We start from the raw sequence: 13,028 nt of genomic DNA, 5'->3' as shown, positions 1-13,028 counted from the left end.
AACGGCCACCACCGGACCGTTCAGTCGTCGTGGTGCCGGACTCGGCCGTAGCGCTCCACGAACGCGCGGAAGTCCGAGGGGAGCTGGACGCCGATCCGCTCGACGGCCCCCTCCCAGCGCACCTCGACGGGTGGGCGGCCCGGGTCGCCCATGAGGTCGCCGAGGCGGCCGAGGGCTCCCGCCGGGTCCTGGCCGCTCACGGGGCGCTGCCGGCGGGGGCGCCGTGGATGGCGGTCCACGTCGTGGTGAACAACTCGTGCAGTGGAAGCGGGGGTTGGATGCGGGGGAAGGGGGCGTGGATTTCGTTGCCCCACAGGGGGCGGACGGTGTGGGTGGCGAGCTTCGGGGTTTCCAGGGGCAGGTGGGGGGACTTGAGGTCGGTCCACTCGCCGGGGAGGAAGAGGGTGCGGCCGGCGCGGGGGCGTTTGGCTTCGGTGACGGTGCCGGTGGCCAGGAGTTCGGTGCGGGCTGCGGTGTGCTGTTTGGCCGTCCAGGCGTTCCAGCGGCGGACGTTGCGGTCGGTGGGGGCGGCCAGCGTGGCGAGCTGGAGGTAGAGGGCAGCCGCGTCGGGGCCGACGTCGAGGTGGCGGGCGGCGTGGGCGACGAGGTCGGGGCAGGAGTGCCGCGGGTCGGCTTCGTAGGCGCCCGCCGGGACGGGGGTGGTGCGGGCCCGGTGCATCATGCGCTCCAGGCCGCCGCCGGGCAGGTAGGGCATGAGGACGTTCAACTCGGCTGCCAGTTCCGGGATTTCTCGTACGGTCCGGCGGGCCTGCGGGTCGCTGAGCGCGGCCGGGCGCAGGAAGGCCTGGCCGCTGGGCGCGCTGACGACGAGCGGGCCGAAGTCGTAGGCGACGGGAAGGGGGGCGTCGGTGTCCTTGCGGCGGCCTTCGGCCACCGGCAGGCGCTCGGGGCCGAAGCGCTGCGCCAGGCCTTCGGGGGTGTCCTTGACCGCGGCCCGGCCCATCGCCAACAGCAGCTCCGGGCGGTCGAGTTCGGCGCGCAGGCGCTCGTACAGGTGGAACGCACCGGCCACCGCCGGATCGCCGACCGGGCGGTCCGTCCACGCCCACACGAGGGCGCTCGCGGCCTGCCGCAGGTCGAGGCCCACCGGGGTGCCGTAGGGCAGGGCGGGGCCGCCCGGCGGGACGGCCCGCACCTCCACGCCGCTCCCGTACGGGGCGGCTGCGAGCTCCCAGCCGACCGCCTCCACCGCCGTGTCGGCAGCGGCCGCGTAGCCGCCGGTCAGGCGGCGGGCCCAGACCTCGGAGAGTCCCACGTCGCTCTCCAGCGCGTCGGCGGCCTCGTCGTCGACGGCGGGCAGGGCGCCGAGGCGCTCGCACCACGCGGCGGCCATCCGCTCCGCGGCCGCCTCGACGCCGCCGGGGCGCCACAGGTCGGCCGGGTCCTCGGGCAGGGCCGCGGCCAGGACGGCCCGGCGGCCCTCGTCGCCCAGGCGCCGGCACAGCTTGCCGTAGGTGTCGGCGGTCATCGGGGTGGCCTTGTACGGGGCTTTGGTGACGAGGGCGCGATGGTCGTCCCGGCCGGGGCGGGCGGGCAGGCCGGCGAGCACCAGACGCGCCAGCGGCCGCCGCACTCCGGCGAGTTCGGCGAAGCGCGCGACCGCCGCCTCGGACAGCGGGAGCGGCCCTGCCGTCTCGACGGCGGCGACGAGGGCGTGCAGGCGGGCGGCGTCGTCGCGGTCGATGCGCACGAGCCGGGCGGCGGGGACGGGCTGCGCGAGCGCCGAGTCCGCGCCGGTGACGAACCAGTGCTGCGACGTGCCCTGCGCCCGTACGCGCGCCGACGCCACCGCGAGGCCGTCCGCGCGCAGGCGGGCCAGGGTCGCGGTGTCCGTGCGCCCCGCCCACCAGTGGCTGCCCGCGCGGGCGAACGGCTGGTCGGCCCAGGTGTCCAACAGGGCCAGCAGGGCTGCGCGTTCGGCCCCGGGCGTGGGGGCGATCACGGCCCGCCAGGCAGCGGCGTCGATCGCGCCCAGCAGCTGCGGCCACTCGTGCGGGGGCGCGGGCGGCGAGAGGCGGCGGACCTCCTCGCCGATGGCGCCCGCGAGGTGGGCGCCGTCGGCGGCGAGCGCACCCAGGGTGGCGGGCAGGGGTGTGGGCGGGACGTCGGCCCGCCCGGGGCCCTCCGGGAGCAGCCCGAACAGGGCGGGCATCAGCTCGGTGTCGGGCGCGGAGCGGCGCGGCAGGACGGGTGGGGTCTCGGCGAGGATCGCGACCCGCCGGTGCAGGGCGAGGCGGCGCTCCTCCACCCGGGCGGCCCGCAGGGTGACCGCGGCGACCGCCTCGACCAGCACCGGGTCGGTGACGGCGGGCAGTTCGCGGGCGACGGCGGCGCGCAGCGCGCCGGGGCCGTCGGAGGCGGCGGCGAGCAGGGCGTCGGCGGCGGGGCGGGTGACGGCGCGCAGGGCGCGGGAGGCGGCCCGGTCGCGGGTGCGCAGCAGGTACCAGTAGGCGGGCGGCAGGGCGCTGCCGCCGCAGACGGTGACGGCCCGGGTGGGGGTGCCGCGGGAGCGGCGGGGCGTGTCGTGGCCGTCCTGTTCCCACAGCAGGGTGCCGTCGGGGGTGTAGGCGCGGACGCCGGTGCGGGTCTGGGATTCGGCGAGGACGACGTCCTCGGCGGCGCCTTCCGGGGGTGCCCACAGGCCCCAGGGGGTCTGGCCGGGGCGGTCGATGTCGAAGCGGGCGGTGCGGCCGTCGACGCTTTCGAGGAGGAAGTGGTCGGGGGCGTGGTCGCGGTGGCGGGTGCGGTACAGGACGCGGGTGCCGACGAGTCCGTCGCGGCTGCCGAGCGGGGAGGTGGTGAGGGTGTCGGGCAGCGGGGCGAGCTGGAGGTCCTCGTGGGAGACGGTCATGCCGGTTTCGGCGGGCCGGGCGGGGTCGGCGGGGCGGCCGGGGAAGGCGGGCAGGGGCGTCTCGTCGCGGGGTTCGCCGGTGGCGGGGTCGACGGGGCGCCAGGGGCGGTCGCCGAAGACGGCGTTGGTCCAGATCCGCGTGCCGTCGCCGAGCTGGAGTTCGTCGCCGTCGATGCCGTGGGTGTCGCCGGGGCGCAGCACGTGTCCGCCGCTGTGGCGTCCGGTGCCGTCGGCGGTCTCGAACTGGAAGCCGTAGGCGCCGTCCAGGCTGCCGCCGTAGGGGACGAGGCCGCGGACTTCGCCGGGGGTGAAGGGGGTGTCGGGGTGGTCGGCCCAGACGGCGGTGTCGCAGTGGTAGGGGCTGGGCTTGAGGGTCCAGCTGATGAGGAAGGAGCCGCCGACGTAGTGGGCGGCGAAGAGGGTGGCGCCGTCGGGGACGGTGAAGCGGCAGGTGGCGCGGATGCCGTCGGGGTCGACGGCGACGGCGCGTTCGCGGTTGAAGACGGTCAGGACGGGCCAGGTGCAGGTGATGCCCTCGATGCCGGTCGAGCCGTCGGCCCCGTCCGTTTGCGCCTCGAATTCGGCGCGGACCGACTCCAGGGCGGGCCAGGCCAGTTCCTCCGGCAGTCCGGCGGCCAGGGAGCGTCGCAGGGCGCCGGCGGTACCGGCCTCGGCTAGGGCGTCGGTGAGGCCGGCGAGGGCGGTGACGGTGGGGCGGTCGAGGACGGTCTCCAGTTCGGTGACGGCTTCCTCGGCTCCGGCCATGCCGCCGCCGGCGACGGTGTCGAGGAGGCGGGCGACGCGGGCGGCGACCTCCTGGGCGATGCCCTCGTTGCCCGGCAGCAGGGTGATCGCGGTGCCGGCGCGGCGGCGGGCGGACCCGTGGTGCGGGAGCAGGCCGGCGTGGACGGTGCCTTCCAGGCGGGGGCCGAAGACGGGGTCGGCGGCGAGGGCGGCGAGGTCGCGGCGGGAGTCCTCGCCCCAGAAGCGCAGGCGCGTCTCGGGGCCGGGGTCGGTGACGGGCACCCGGGCGGCGAGGCAGGCGTCGAGGAGGTCGGCGTCCAGGCCCTGCCAGTGGTAGCGGGTGGTGTGGAGCGTCACGGCGCTGCCGCCGGCCCGCAGGCGGGGCCCGAACCGACCCACCGTGTCGAGGAGTTCGGACGGGAGCCGCTGGCGGGCGACGCCGCCGCCGGACTGGCGCGCGTACTGGTACATGTGGGCGAAGTGCCCGAGCCAGCGGTGCAGGCCGCCTTCCGGGACGACCCGGCCCTCGGCCATCGCCCGCACCGCGCCGCAGGCGATCAGCAGCCGCAGCCAGGCGCCGCCGTCGGTGGTGCCGGACGGGAAGAGCTCCACGAGGGCGGCGAGGTGCGCGCCGGTGGGCGGATGGGCGTTCAGGAGCGGCGCGGCGTCGTTGAACAGGGCGGCCGGGAGGGCCTTGTCCCGTGCGGTGGCGAGGATCGCGCCGGCCATCCGGGCGGCCTCGCCGTCGCCGTGTCCGGCGGCCTTGGCGGAGGCGCGGGCGCGGCGGACCAGGTCGGCGGGCAGCTCGGCGGGCGAGGCCGCCCAGGCGGTGAGCAGCTCGTCGAGGGCGGTGTGGGCGGCGGCCGGGTCCAGCGTTTCGGCGAGGAAGCGCTGGTGGGCGGCGAGTTCCTTGGCGGGCAGGGCGCCGCACCCGGCGAACAGCAGGGCGTTGGCCCGCCGGTAGCCGGGGTCGACGGGCAGGCCGTGGGCGGACTCGGCCGCGCGGGCGGCGACGTAGGCGCGGGCGGCGGCGCGGATGCCGTTGCGCAGCAGGCGGTGGCCGACGGTGTCCCAGAACCACGGCAGGTGTGCGGGCGGCAGCCGCCGGGCCCGGCGTGCCATCAGGTCGACGAATCCGCCGGGCTTCTCCCAGTACCGGTTGAACTGGCCGTTCATCTCCTCGACCGCCTCGCGCGTGGCAGCGGCCGCGCCGGGGTCGTGGGCGGCGGCCCAGTCGGCGTACGTGGTCGAGGCGTACGCGTCGGCGGTGGTGGCGGGCAGGAGGGATTCCAGCGGGGCGATCATGCTCCGGATCGTCGCACGGGCCTGTGACAGCGCCTGCGAGGGGGCAGGCACAATGGGGCCGGTGACCGTCTTCGCCTGTGTGACCTGCGACAACCCGCTGACCGGCGCGCTCCGCGAGGCCCGGCCCGCCGCCGATGGCGGGCAGCGGGCGGCCCGGCACCGGATCGGCAGGCCGCGGATGGCGCGGGGCACGTTCTCGGCCGGGCGGGACGGGGCGGTGTTCGTCCTGCATCCCGACGACGTGCCGGGTGCCCGCCGGCACCCCGACAGCGGGCGGCGCAACGGGTGTTGCGGGCCCGACGGCCTGGACGGGCCGAACCTCGTCTGCGCGGGCTGCGGCGCGGAGGTCGCGACCAAGGAGGCGGACTGCTGGACGCCGAACCTGGTGGCGCTGATCGCCTCAGCCGTCCGCGTCCTGCCCGAAGTCACGGGCGGCGAGCGGTAGTTCGGGCAGCAGCCAGTCACGGTCCGGCGCCCAGGCGGGCCCGAAGGACACGCCCTGGACTCGTGGCGCCGGGGCGGAAGGGTTCGGGCCGGCGGACTGTCACCGGGCGGGCCGGGCCTGGCAGGCGGGCTGGTGCCAGGTCGTGCGCACGGGGGTGCCGTCGGGCAGGAGGTGCTCGGTGTGCCAGGTCCGGCAGCAGGCCGGGCGCTGGTAGGGGCGGCGGCGGGGGCGCGGGGACGCGGTGTGGATGGTCATGCCCGGCGTTCTGCCACCGCCGGGCGCCGCCCAACCCCTCGGCACCCGAAAGGGCGACTGGTGGTTTGCCCGGGGTCCGGGTCAGCCGGCGGCGGTGGGGGCCTGCGTGTCCGCCGCGTCGGCGGCGAGTCTGCGTTCGTCGGCCCGCAGGTTCTCGGCCTGTTCGCGCAGGCGCCGCCCGGCCCAGCCGTAGGACGCGCGGGCGTCGGGGGTGGTCATCCGGGGGCCGATGGTCTCGGCCAGTTCCCGCGCGGTGTCGAGCAGGTCGGCGAGTGCGCCGAGCAGGGCCGCCTCGTCCGGCCGGGGGACGTCGGCGCGGCGCGTGCGGGCGCGGGGCAGGGCGTTCTCCCTGATCTGTGTCCTGGCCTCGCCCACGGCCCTGGTCATCGCCGCTATGTCGGGGTCCATCCCGGCCTCCTGCCGTGCGTGCGCGCGTTGATGTCCCGCTATGCCTCCCCCGGCGGCCCGGGCGTCAACCAGGGGCGCGGACGGAAGCGCGCGGCCGGGGGCACGGTGCGGGCGCGGGTCGCGGCGGCGGCCAGGAGGGCGGGGAGGGGGCCGGGGAAGGGGCGCATCAGGGTGTCGACCTCGCGCCACAGGCCCGGTGCCGGCGGGTGGGCGGCGAGGTGTTCGGCGAGGTGGGCGAGGGCTGCGGTGTGCAGGGCGGCGCGGCCGCCGCCGGGTTCCCGGGCGCCGGCGTGGAAGGCGGAGGCCTGGCCGGCGTGGCAGGCGACGGCGTAGGCCGGGCGGGCGTGGTCGACGGCCTGCCGGGCGGTGATCCGGCCCAGTTCGATCGCGGACCACACGTGGTGGATGTCCAGGCCGTCCTTGCCGATCGGGGTGGCGGCCAGGACGGCGAGCGGGTCCGCCGCATCGAGGGGGCCGAGGACGGGCGGGCGGCGGTGGTACGCGGACGGCGGCGGTCCGTCCGCGCGGGGTGCGGGAACGGCGGGCCCGGGAGCTGCGGGCCCGGGGGCGGGCAGGTGTCGCGGGGCGGGGCGGCCGGTGAGCAGGACGCGGGCGACGTCGGGCGGGCAGTCGGAGTGGTGGGCGAGCAGCCGCGCCGCCAGGCGCGGCAGGCGGCGGGACAGGCCGGCCGACGCGACCAGCGCCCAGTCCACCCGGTAGGGCTCGGCGAGGATCGCCCGGCCGCGGGGGGCGTCGGGTGCGGCTCGGATCCCGCGCAGGCGGCGCAGCAGGGCGCCGGTGCCGGTGAGGCGGTCCTCGGCGCTGGTGAGGAAGGGCTCGGGGTCGGGTTGGGCGCAGGCTTCGGCGATCCGGCGGGTCGCCTCGTCGAGGTCGGCGCCGGGCGGCAGGGCGGCCAGGACCTGCCGGACCCGGCCGGGGCCGCCGGCCAGGCGCACGGTGCGCCAGGCGTCGGCCCAGACGGTGGGCGGGATCGGGTCGCCCCAGCGGTAGGTGCGGCGGTCGGTCAGGGCGGCGGCGGCGAGGTCGGGGTCGCGGGAGGTCAGGGCGGCGCGGTGGTGCTCCGGGCGGTAGCCGCTGCCGGCGGCGACGACGGCGGGGCGGCGCAGCCGCAGCCGGCATTCGACCGGGTAGGTCAGGGACGGGTTGTCGGCCAGGCGCGCGTCGATGCCGGCGTCGTCGAGGTCGGCCAGGCGTTGCTGGGCCTGCGGGTTGCGGACGGTGCGGGCCAGGGCGCGGCGCACGGCCGGGGTGGCGTCGGTGACGGCGCTGTCGGTCACGGTGGGCGGGTGGTCGTGGCCGAGGAAGAAGAAGTCGGGGTCGGCGTCGACGAGTTCGGCGAGGGCGGCGGCCCGGTGGGCGCGGGGCAGCAGCGCCACCAGGCAGCCGACGTCGAAGCGCCGGGCCAGTGCCTCGACATTCCGGGTGTATTCGTCCGCCGCGTCGACTGCCATGGCAGCGGACCGTAACAGGCGCCTGGCGGGCGCCGCGTGGTTTTCGCCGGGCCCGCCCGCGTGGGCGGCCGGGGTGGTAGGGCGTCGGGCCGCGTGGCTGGTCGGGCGTCAGGCCCCGGACCGCTCGCCGGAGGTCCAGCCCAGGAGCGGGGTGTGTACGGGTGCCGCGCCGAGGGCGAGGTGGGTGAGGTCGGCGACGGCGTCGGTGAGGGCTGCGGGGTGGGGGCGGGCGGTGAGGGCGTCCAGGGCGGCCGCGCGGGTGCGGGGCGGGCACAGGGAGAGGTGGAAGAGCATCTGGCGCCACGCGAAGGCGGCGCTGCGGCGGGCGGTGCGGGTGGTGAGGCCGTGGGAGGCGAGGCCGCAGGCGGTGGTGAAGGCGCGTTCGGCGAGGACGTCCCAGCCCTCGGGCGGGGTGAGGGCGCCGGGCCCGGCGAGGGTGGCGAGGTTGTGGGTGGTGAGGATCTGGGCCTGTTCGATGACGGCGCCGTTGCCCGTCACCGACCAGGGCGCGCCGGTGCGCCCGGCCCGACGGGTGCACAGGGCGGAGAACTGCCAGGTGTCGTCCATCGCGTAGACGGAGGCGTAGTCGATGCCGAAGTACCGCTCGTAGAGGGATCCTTCGAGGAGTTCGGCGGCGATGCGGGCGGCCTGGAGGTACTTGGGGCTAAAGCCGCCCATGAAGATGTCGGCGGCCAGTTCCTCCACGAAGGGCAGGTCGATGCCGGCCTCGCGGGCGAGCGCGGACAGTTCGCCGAGCAGCGGGTTGGGCAGGAGCGTGCCGGGGAACGTCGCGACGGCCAGGGCGCCGAGGCGGTGCAGCGTGGCGAGGTGGGCGTCGCGGGTGATGGCGTCGGTGGTGCGGTGCGGGCGCACGGCGAGGTTCCAGGGGAGTTCGTCGGCGCGGACCTGGCGGGCGTAGTGGAGCAGGAGCAGGGAGCGGCGGCCCGCGAACGCCTTGTGGCCGGCGGCGGTGAGGGCGCGCAGGGCCGGGTCGGGGTGGGCGGAGGCCTCGGTGACGGCGGCGAGCTGGGGCGCGAGTTCGGCGAGGACTTCGGCGGAGGGCACCAGGCCGCGGGCGATGAGGGTTTCGACGGGGGCGCTGGTGGCGGCGAGGACGGGCTTGTGGAGGGCGGGCGGGACCGTGGTGCCGGCCGGAAGAGCGGTGCTCTCGGCCTCGGTGACCGGGGCGAGGAGGGCCTGGGGGTCGGCCAGGCCGTCGTGCCGGGGGTGGTCGGCGAGGCGGGCGATGAGCAGCCGGGCGACGGCATGGTGGGAGGGCTGGGCGGCCTGGCGGGCCTGGGCGCGGCGCAGGGTGGTGTGCTCCGCGGAGCCGGGAAGGCCGCGGCGGCGCACCATCGCGTCGACGGCGTGGCGCAGCCGGCCCCGGGCGCGGGGGTCCAACTGCCGGCCGGTGACGGTCAGTTCGAGTGCGGTGCGCAGGACGGCGAGGTTCTCGCGGGGGTTGCGGTGCTTGCCGCACAGGGGGTGGGCGGCGGCGAGGGTGCGGTAGCGCAGGAGGAGTTCGGCGCCGCGGCGGTGCCACGGCCCGTCGGGGGTCTGGCCGTCGGGGGTCTGGCCGTCCGGCACCGGGCTGCCGTCGGCGGCCAGCCAGTGGGTGAGCAGGTCGTCGGCGAAGGGCGCCCAGACGGTGAGGGCCTCGCGCTGGGCCTCCACCGCGCGGTTGGGGGTGCGGCGGGCGAGGGCGGCCGAGGCCTCGCCGGCGGTGCGGCGGTGGACGGCGTCCGGCGCGGCCGACGGGGCGTCACCGGGCTGCGGGGTGAAGCGCAGGCGGGCGGCGAAGGGCCGCAGGACGTCGACGAGGTCGAGCGCGGCCCGCTGCTCGCCCGCGCGGACCAGCCAGGCCACGGTGAGCAGCGCGGCCTCCTCGGGCACGGTGATGCGGTAGCGGCCGGTGTCGAGCAGGTGCCAGAGGTGGGCGAGTCCGGGCTCGGTGAGGGAGTGTGCGAAGAGTTCGGCGCGGCCTTCGGGGATGCCGGCGCGGCGGCAGGCGTCGGCCTCGTGGGGCTGGAGGGGGCCTTCGGCGCGGGCGCGGCCGGTGGCGAAGCCGCCGTGCAGGACCTCGGGGGTGACCCAGGCGGGCAGGTCGGCGGCGGGGGTGCGCGAGCCGATGGCGAGGGTGCCCGCCCGCAGGCCGGCCAGCACCTCGCGCCAGCCGGCCGCGCGCTGTTCGGCGCGGGCGCGGGTGGCCGGGTCGGGGTGGGCGGCGGCGGTGACGAAGGCGCGGGCCAGCTGCCCGTGGGCATAGTCGGTGGAGACGGCGCCCGTGGCGAGGGCCCCTGACGGCTGCTGATCAGCGTTGGTGTCCATGGCCGACGTGGCGGGCCCTGCCCCCGCGCCCTCCAGGACCGAAGCCTGGTGCTCTGTCTCGCTGAGCTACACGTCGTCGCTGCGGCCAGACCTTACGAGGGCGGGCGGCGGCGGTGCAAGCGGATATTCCGGCTGGTCAGAACTCCCCCGTCGCACGCTTCGACCCAACGCGGAGTGACGAACAGTAACCCTAAATGACAGCTTTAGGTCTCGTCCCAACTTTCCCCCTCCGACGCTCCCGGAGTGACGGAGCGTAGCCGCCGAGCGCCGCCGCGCGGGCGGATCTAGCCTGACGGTATGGCTTGCCCCGCACGCCCAGGGAGGTGCGCGCATGCGTCGCACGATCGGTTCGCGAGCGGGGGTCGTCATGGCGGCGGCGGGGTTGGCGGCCGCCGTCTGCGGGGCCGCGCCGGCGGCGGCGGCCGGGAGTGACGGGCCACGGACGGTGACGGTGCAGGCGTGTCCGGACGAGTCGACCGGGCCCGGGCTGCCGCCGCTCAAGGCGCTCGCGGCGCAGGTGACGCTCCCGGACGGGGTGAACCTGCCGCCGGGCGCGGCGGTGTTCGGCGCCCGCTACCCCGGTGACGCGCAGTACGTGGTCGCGCCCGGCGGCTGGACGTGCGACGTCGTGTTCTTCGCCGCGGACGGCGGCGAGCAGGTGTACGTCCACCCGGGCCCGCACGCGGCCGATCCGCTCGGCGCCTCGTACTCCGGGCTCGTGCAGGCCGTGTTCGACAGCGGCGGCGTGCAGACCGACGTCGACCTGGCCTGTCCGTTCGTCCCGCAGGCCGCGCGGGGCGGGCAGTGCCTGGCGCCGCCGCGCCAGGCCGCCGACGTCGTGCACGCCGTGCGCACCGGGGACCCGAACCTGTACGCGGCGGCGGTGTCCGTCCCGGCCGGCACGCGGGAGCCGAACCTCGCCGCGAGCGGGCAGGCGCCGGCCGGGACGCCGCCGGGGCAGGTGTTCGCCCTGGTCACCCTCGCGGGCACCGGCGGGACGGCGCAGTCGGTCGGCTGCGCGGTGCCCGGGCCGGGAGCGGCGAGCACCTGCCAGGCGACCCTCGGCTACTTCCTCGCCGGCAGCGTGATGGGGCAGAAGCTGAGCGCTGGCCAACTCTCCGCGGCGCTCACGGACTTGAACGGTTTCGTGGCCTCACAGGTGCACTGACGAGGCCGGCCTTCCCCTAACCGCCGCGCGAGACTGGAACGGGTATATGCCAGGAGTGTCGGCGGCATTGACGGGCTATCAGCCAGGATGCATCGTGTTCCCCAGTCCGTTCATTTCAGCTCTTTCAGCGGAGGCGTCCGGGAATGGGGATGGGGATCGGGATGGGTGTGCGCAGCAGGGTCGCCGGGGTGGTGTCGGCCGGGCTGATGCTCGTCGGCGTGGCGGGGGTGCAGTTCGTCGGCGCGGGGACGGCGGACGCCATGCCGCCGTGCTACCGGCAGTGGACCGGGAACAGCGGGTCGACGATGTGTCCCGGGTACGACGTGTCCCACGTGGTCATCGGCTGCGTGCACGCGGGCGTGCCGTACAGCGTCGAGGGGCCGTGGGTGAACCGGGGCGACTTCTCGTTCGCGCGCTGCAACAGCGGCGACGGGCTGCAGAAGGCCACCAACCCGCCGAGCGTGTGGTGGGAGGAGGGCTGAGCCGCCGACGGGGGACGGGGTGCGCGCAGGCCGGGCAGCGTTGCGCGCACCCGCGGCGGCCGAGGGATCAGTCGCCGCGCTCGCGGAGGGTGGAGGCGGTGAAGGAGATCGCGAGCACGACGGCGAGCGCGAGCAGGACCGCGCCGATGACGATCGCCGTCCAGCCGCCGCTGGTGAGGTTGTCCAGCTGCTCGCGGTAGGTGGAGGTCTGGGGTCCGGGCATGCCCTCGGAGAACGAGCCGGTGGTGTGGGGCTCGCAGACGTCGCCGGGCGACATGGGTTTGCCGTAGCAGGTGGGCACCGCGGCGTGCAGCTTGTGGACGCCGAGCAGCAGCAGGCCGACGCCCGCGACGAACAGAACGAGCACGATCAGCACTGCCCCGGCCTTCCGACTCCCCCGCCCGTGCCGGTGTCCGGCACCTTTCGCCCGAATGTACCCAGGGGCGGTGGTGAACGAACCCGGCCAAAGAGCGACAGGTCGGTTACGGAAGGGTCAAGTCGGCTGGTGCTCAGGGTTGTTGGGTCGACACTGTGCGGCATGAATGCGACGCGTGGTGGCGTGGGGGTCCTGGTGGCGGCGGCGTGTGCGGTGCTGCTCGGCGGCTGTACGGGGGCGGGCGGCGGGACGGCCGGGCCGACGGCCCCCGGACCGACGGCGACAGCAACGGCGACGGCAACGGCAACGGCGACAGCGACAGCGACAGCGACAGCGAGCAGCGGACCAAGCGGCGCCGGCGGCCTGACGCCGACGGCCACGTACATGCTGCAGGGCTCCCCCTCCCCCGCCGAAGTGCAGCAGGTCGCGGACCAGTTGCGGCGCCGGGCGCAGGCGATGGGGCTGGCGCCGAAGGTGGAGGTCAGGGGTTCGGCGGTGTCGCTGTCGGCCGCCGGGGCGACGCGAGAGCAGCTCGCGGCGCTCGCGCAGCAGGGGCACCTCGGGTTCCGTCCGGTCCTGGCGTACGCGCCGTCCCTGCCGAACGGCGCGTCGGCGCAGGGGGCGGTGTCGGCCGACCCCACCACGACGCTCCAGCTGCCGGACTGTTCGGACGCCGCGCAGCGGACGGACCGTCAGTCGGCCTCCGGCAAGCCGGCCGTGGCGTGCGGGTACGCCGCGGAGAACGGGATCTGGTACGGGTTCGCACTGGGGCCGGTGGCGGTGAACGGCACGGACGTGTCGGCGGCGAAGGCGGCCGAGGACACGCAGAACGGGGGCGGGTGGCAGGTCCACCTGACGTTCGACGCCCGCGGGGCGCAGGAGTTCGCGGACGTGACGGGTCGGCTGGCGGCGCAGCAGTCGCCGGCGAACCAGTTCGCGATCGTGCTGGACGGCGCGGTGGTGTCGCACCCGTACGTCGCCTCGGCGGTGACGGGCGGCGAGGCGGTGATCTCGGGGAGCTTCACGGAGGCGGAGGCCCGGCGCCTGGCGGCGCTGATCGGGGACCGTCTGGCGGTGCCCCTGGTGCTGACGGAGACGGTGTCCCCGCACTGACACCACGTCAGGCCGCTTGGGAAAACGGTGAAGTGGCATGCACGCCCCTAGAAAACCGGC

At 76.7% G+C, this 13,028-nt stretch carries 11 protein-coding genes and 1 tRNA gene; 4 read left to right on the top strand and 8 right to left on the bottom strand.

From position 1 onward, the window contains the following. Positions 1 to 20: 20 nt before the first annotated feature. Together ACFVSN_RS36815 and ACFVSN_RS36810 are read right to left on the bottom strand one after the other, a co-directional pair. Positions 21 to 200, bottom strand: coding sequence for a hypothetical protein (locus ACFVSN_RS36815; protein WP_387957786.1), 180 nt, complete (start codon positions 198 to 200; stop codon positions 21 to 23). After that, entirely contained in the window at positions 197 to 4,921 is a 4,725-nt protein-coding gene (locus ACFVSN_RS36810; protein ID WP_387957784.1) for a hypothetical protein, read from the bottom strand. Before ACFVSN_RS36810 ends, ACFVSN_RS36815 begins: the two co-directional genes overlap by 4 nt. Positions 4,922 to 4,982: 61 nt before the next feature. Here ACFVSN_RS36810 and ACFVSN_RS36805 point away from each other — a divergent pair, with 61 nt between their 5' ends. Then, a complete protein-coding gene (locus ACFVSN_RS36805) occupies positions 4,983 to 5,366 on the top strand; it encodes a hypothetical protein (RefSeq protein ID WP_387957782.1) in 384 nt (127 codons plus the stop codon). Between the two features lie 99 nt (positions 5,367 to 5,465). Here the strand turns inward: ACFVSN_RS36805 and ACFVSN_RS36800 are convergent, their stop codons facing one another. The 5 genes from ACFVSN_RS36800 to ACFVSN_RS36780 form a co-directional block, all read right to left on the bottom strand. Continuing rightward, positions 5,466 to 5,621, bottom strand: a complete 156-nt coding sequence (locus ACFVSN_RS36800) for a hypothetical protein (protein ID WP_387957780.1) — start codon at positions 5,619 to 5,621, stop codon at positions 5,466 to 5,468. A gap of 81 nt (positions 5,622 to 5,702) precedes the next feature. Next, entirely contained in the window at positions 5,703 to 6,029 is a 327-nt protein-coding gene (locus ACFVSN_RS36795) for a hypothetical protein (RefSeq protein ID WP_387957778.1), read from the bottom strand. Between the two features lie 38 nt (positions 6,030 to 6,067). Further along, the gene (locus ACFVSN_RS36790) at positions 6,068 to 7,501 is read right to left on the bottom strand and encodes a hypothetical protein (protein ID WP_387957776.1); all 1,434 of its coding nucleotides are present in this window, start codon (positions 7,499 to 7,501) and stop codon (positions 6,068 to 6,070) included. Between the two features lie 108 nt (positions 7,502 to 7,609). Next, on the bottom strand, positions 7,610 to 9,829 hold the full coding sequence (locus ACFVSN_RS36785) for a hypothetical protein (RefSeq protein ID WP_387957774.1): 2,220 nt from the start codon (positions 9,827 to 9,829) through the stop codon (positions 7,610 to 7,612). After that, positions 9,829 to 9,905 (bottom strand) — tRNA-Arg (locus ACFVSN_RS36780). The genes ACFVSN_RS36785 and ACFVSN_RS36780 overlap by 1 nt, the downstream gene beginning before the upstream one ends. Positions 9,906 to 10,160: 255 nt before the next feature. Between ACFVSN_RS36780 and ACFVSN_RS36775 the strand changes: the two genes are divergently transcribed. Then, entirely contained in the window at positions 10,161 to 10,997 is an 837-nt protein-coding gene (locus ACFVSN_RS36775; protein ID WP_387957772.1) for a hypothetical protein, read from the top strand. 167 nt (positions 10,998 to 11,164) lie between these two features. Continuing rightward, entirely contained in the window at positions 11,165 to 11,479 is a 315-nt protein-coding gene (locus tag ACFVSN_RS36770; RefSeq protein WP_380496819.1) for a hypothetical protein, read from the top strand. Positions 11,480 to 11,546: 67 nt separating this feature from the next. Here the strand turns inward: ACFVSN_RS36770 and ACFVSN_RS36765 are convergent, their stop codons facing one another. After that, positions 11,547 to 11,846, bottom strand: a complete 300-nt coding sequence (locus ACFVSN_RS36765; RefSeq protein WP_387957770.1) for a hypothetical protein — start codon at positions 11,844 to 11,846, stop codon at positions 11,547 to 11,549. A gap of 393 nt (positions 11,847 to 12,239) precedes the next feature. Here ACFVSN_RS36765 and ACFVSN_RS36760 point away from each other — a divergent pair, with 393 nt between their 5' ends. After that, on the top strand, positions 12,240 to 12,968 hold the full coding sequence (locus ACFVSN_RS36760; RefSeq protein WP_387957768.1) for a hypothetical protein: 729 nt from the start codon (positions 12,240 to 12,242) through the stop codon (positions 12,966 to 12,968). The last annotated feature ends 60 nt before the right edge of the window (positions 12,969 to 13,028 follow it).

The sequence above is a fragment of the Kitasatospora sp. NPDC057904 genome, from assembly GCF_042887925.1.
Taxonomy (GTDB): Bacteria; Actinomycetota; Actinomycetes; order Streptomycetales; family Streptomycetaceae; genus Kitasatospora.
This window is presented reverse-complemented; position numbering and strand designations above follow the sequence as displayed.

What these genes read in the sequence shown, in the direction of transcription:
- ACFVSN_RS36810 (WP_387957784.1), bottom strand. Translation starts at nt 4,921, where the DNA reads ATGATCGCCCCGCTGGAATCCCTCCTGCCCGCCACCACCGCCGACGCG.
- ACFVSN_RS36800 (WP_387957780.1), bottom strand. Translation starts at nt 5,621, where the DNA reads ATGACCATCCACACCGCGTCCCCGCGCCCCCGCCGCCGCCCCTACCAG.
- ACFVSN_RS36795 (WP_387957778.1), bottom strand. Translation starts at nt 6,029, where the DNA reads ATGGACCCCGACATAGCGGCGATGACCAGGGCCGTGGGCGAGGCCAGG.
- ACFVSN_RS36790 (WP_387957776.1), bottom strand. Translation starts at nt 7,501, where the DNA reads ATGGCAGTCGACGCGGCGGACGAATACACCCGGAATGTCGAGGCACTG.
- ACFVSN_RS36785 (WP_387957774.1), bottom strand. Translation starts at nt 9,829, where the DNA reads ATGGACACCAACGCTGATCAGCAGCCGTCAGGGGCCCTCGCCACGGGC.
- ACFVSN_RS36775 (WP_387957772.1), top strand. Translation starts at nt 10,161, where the DNA reads ATGCGTCGCACGATCGGTTCGCGAGCGGGGGTCGTCATGGCGGCGGCG.
- ACFVSN_RS36760 (WP_387957768.1), top strand. Translation starts at nt 12,240, where the DNA reads ATGCTGCAGGGCTCCCCCTCCCCCGCCGAAGTGCAGCAGGTCGCGGAC.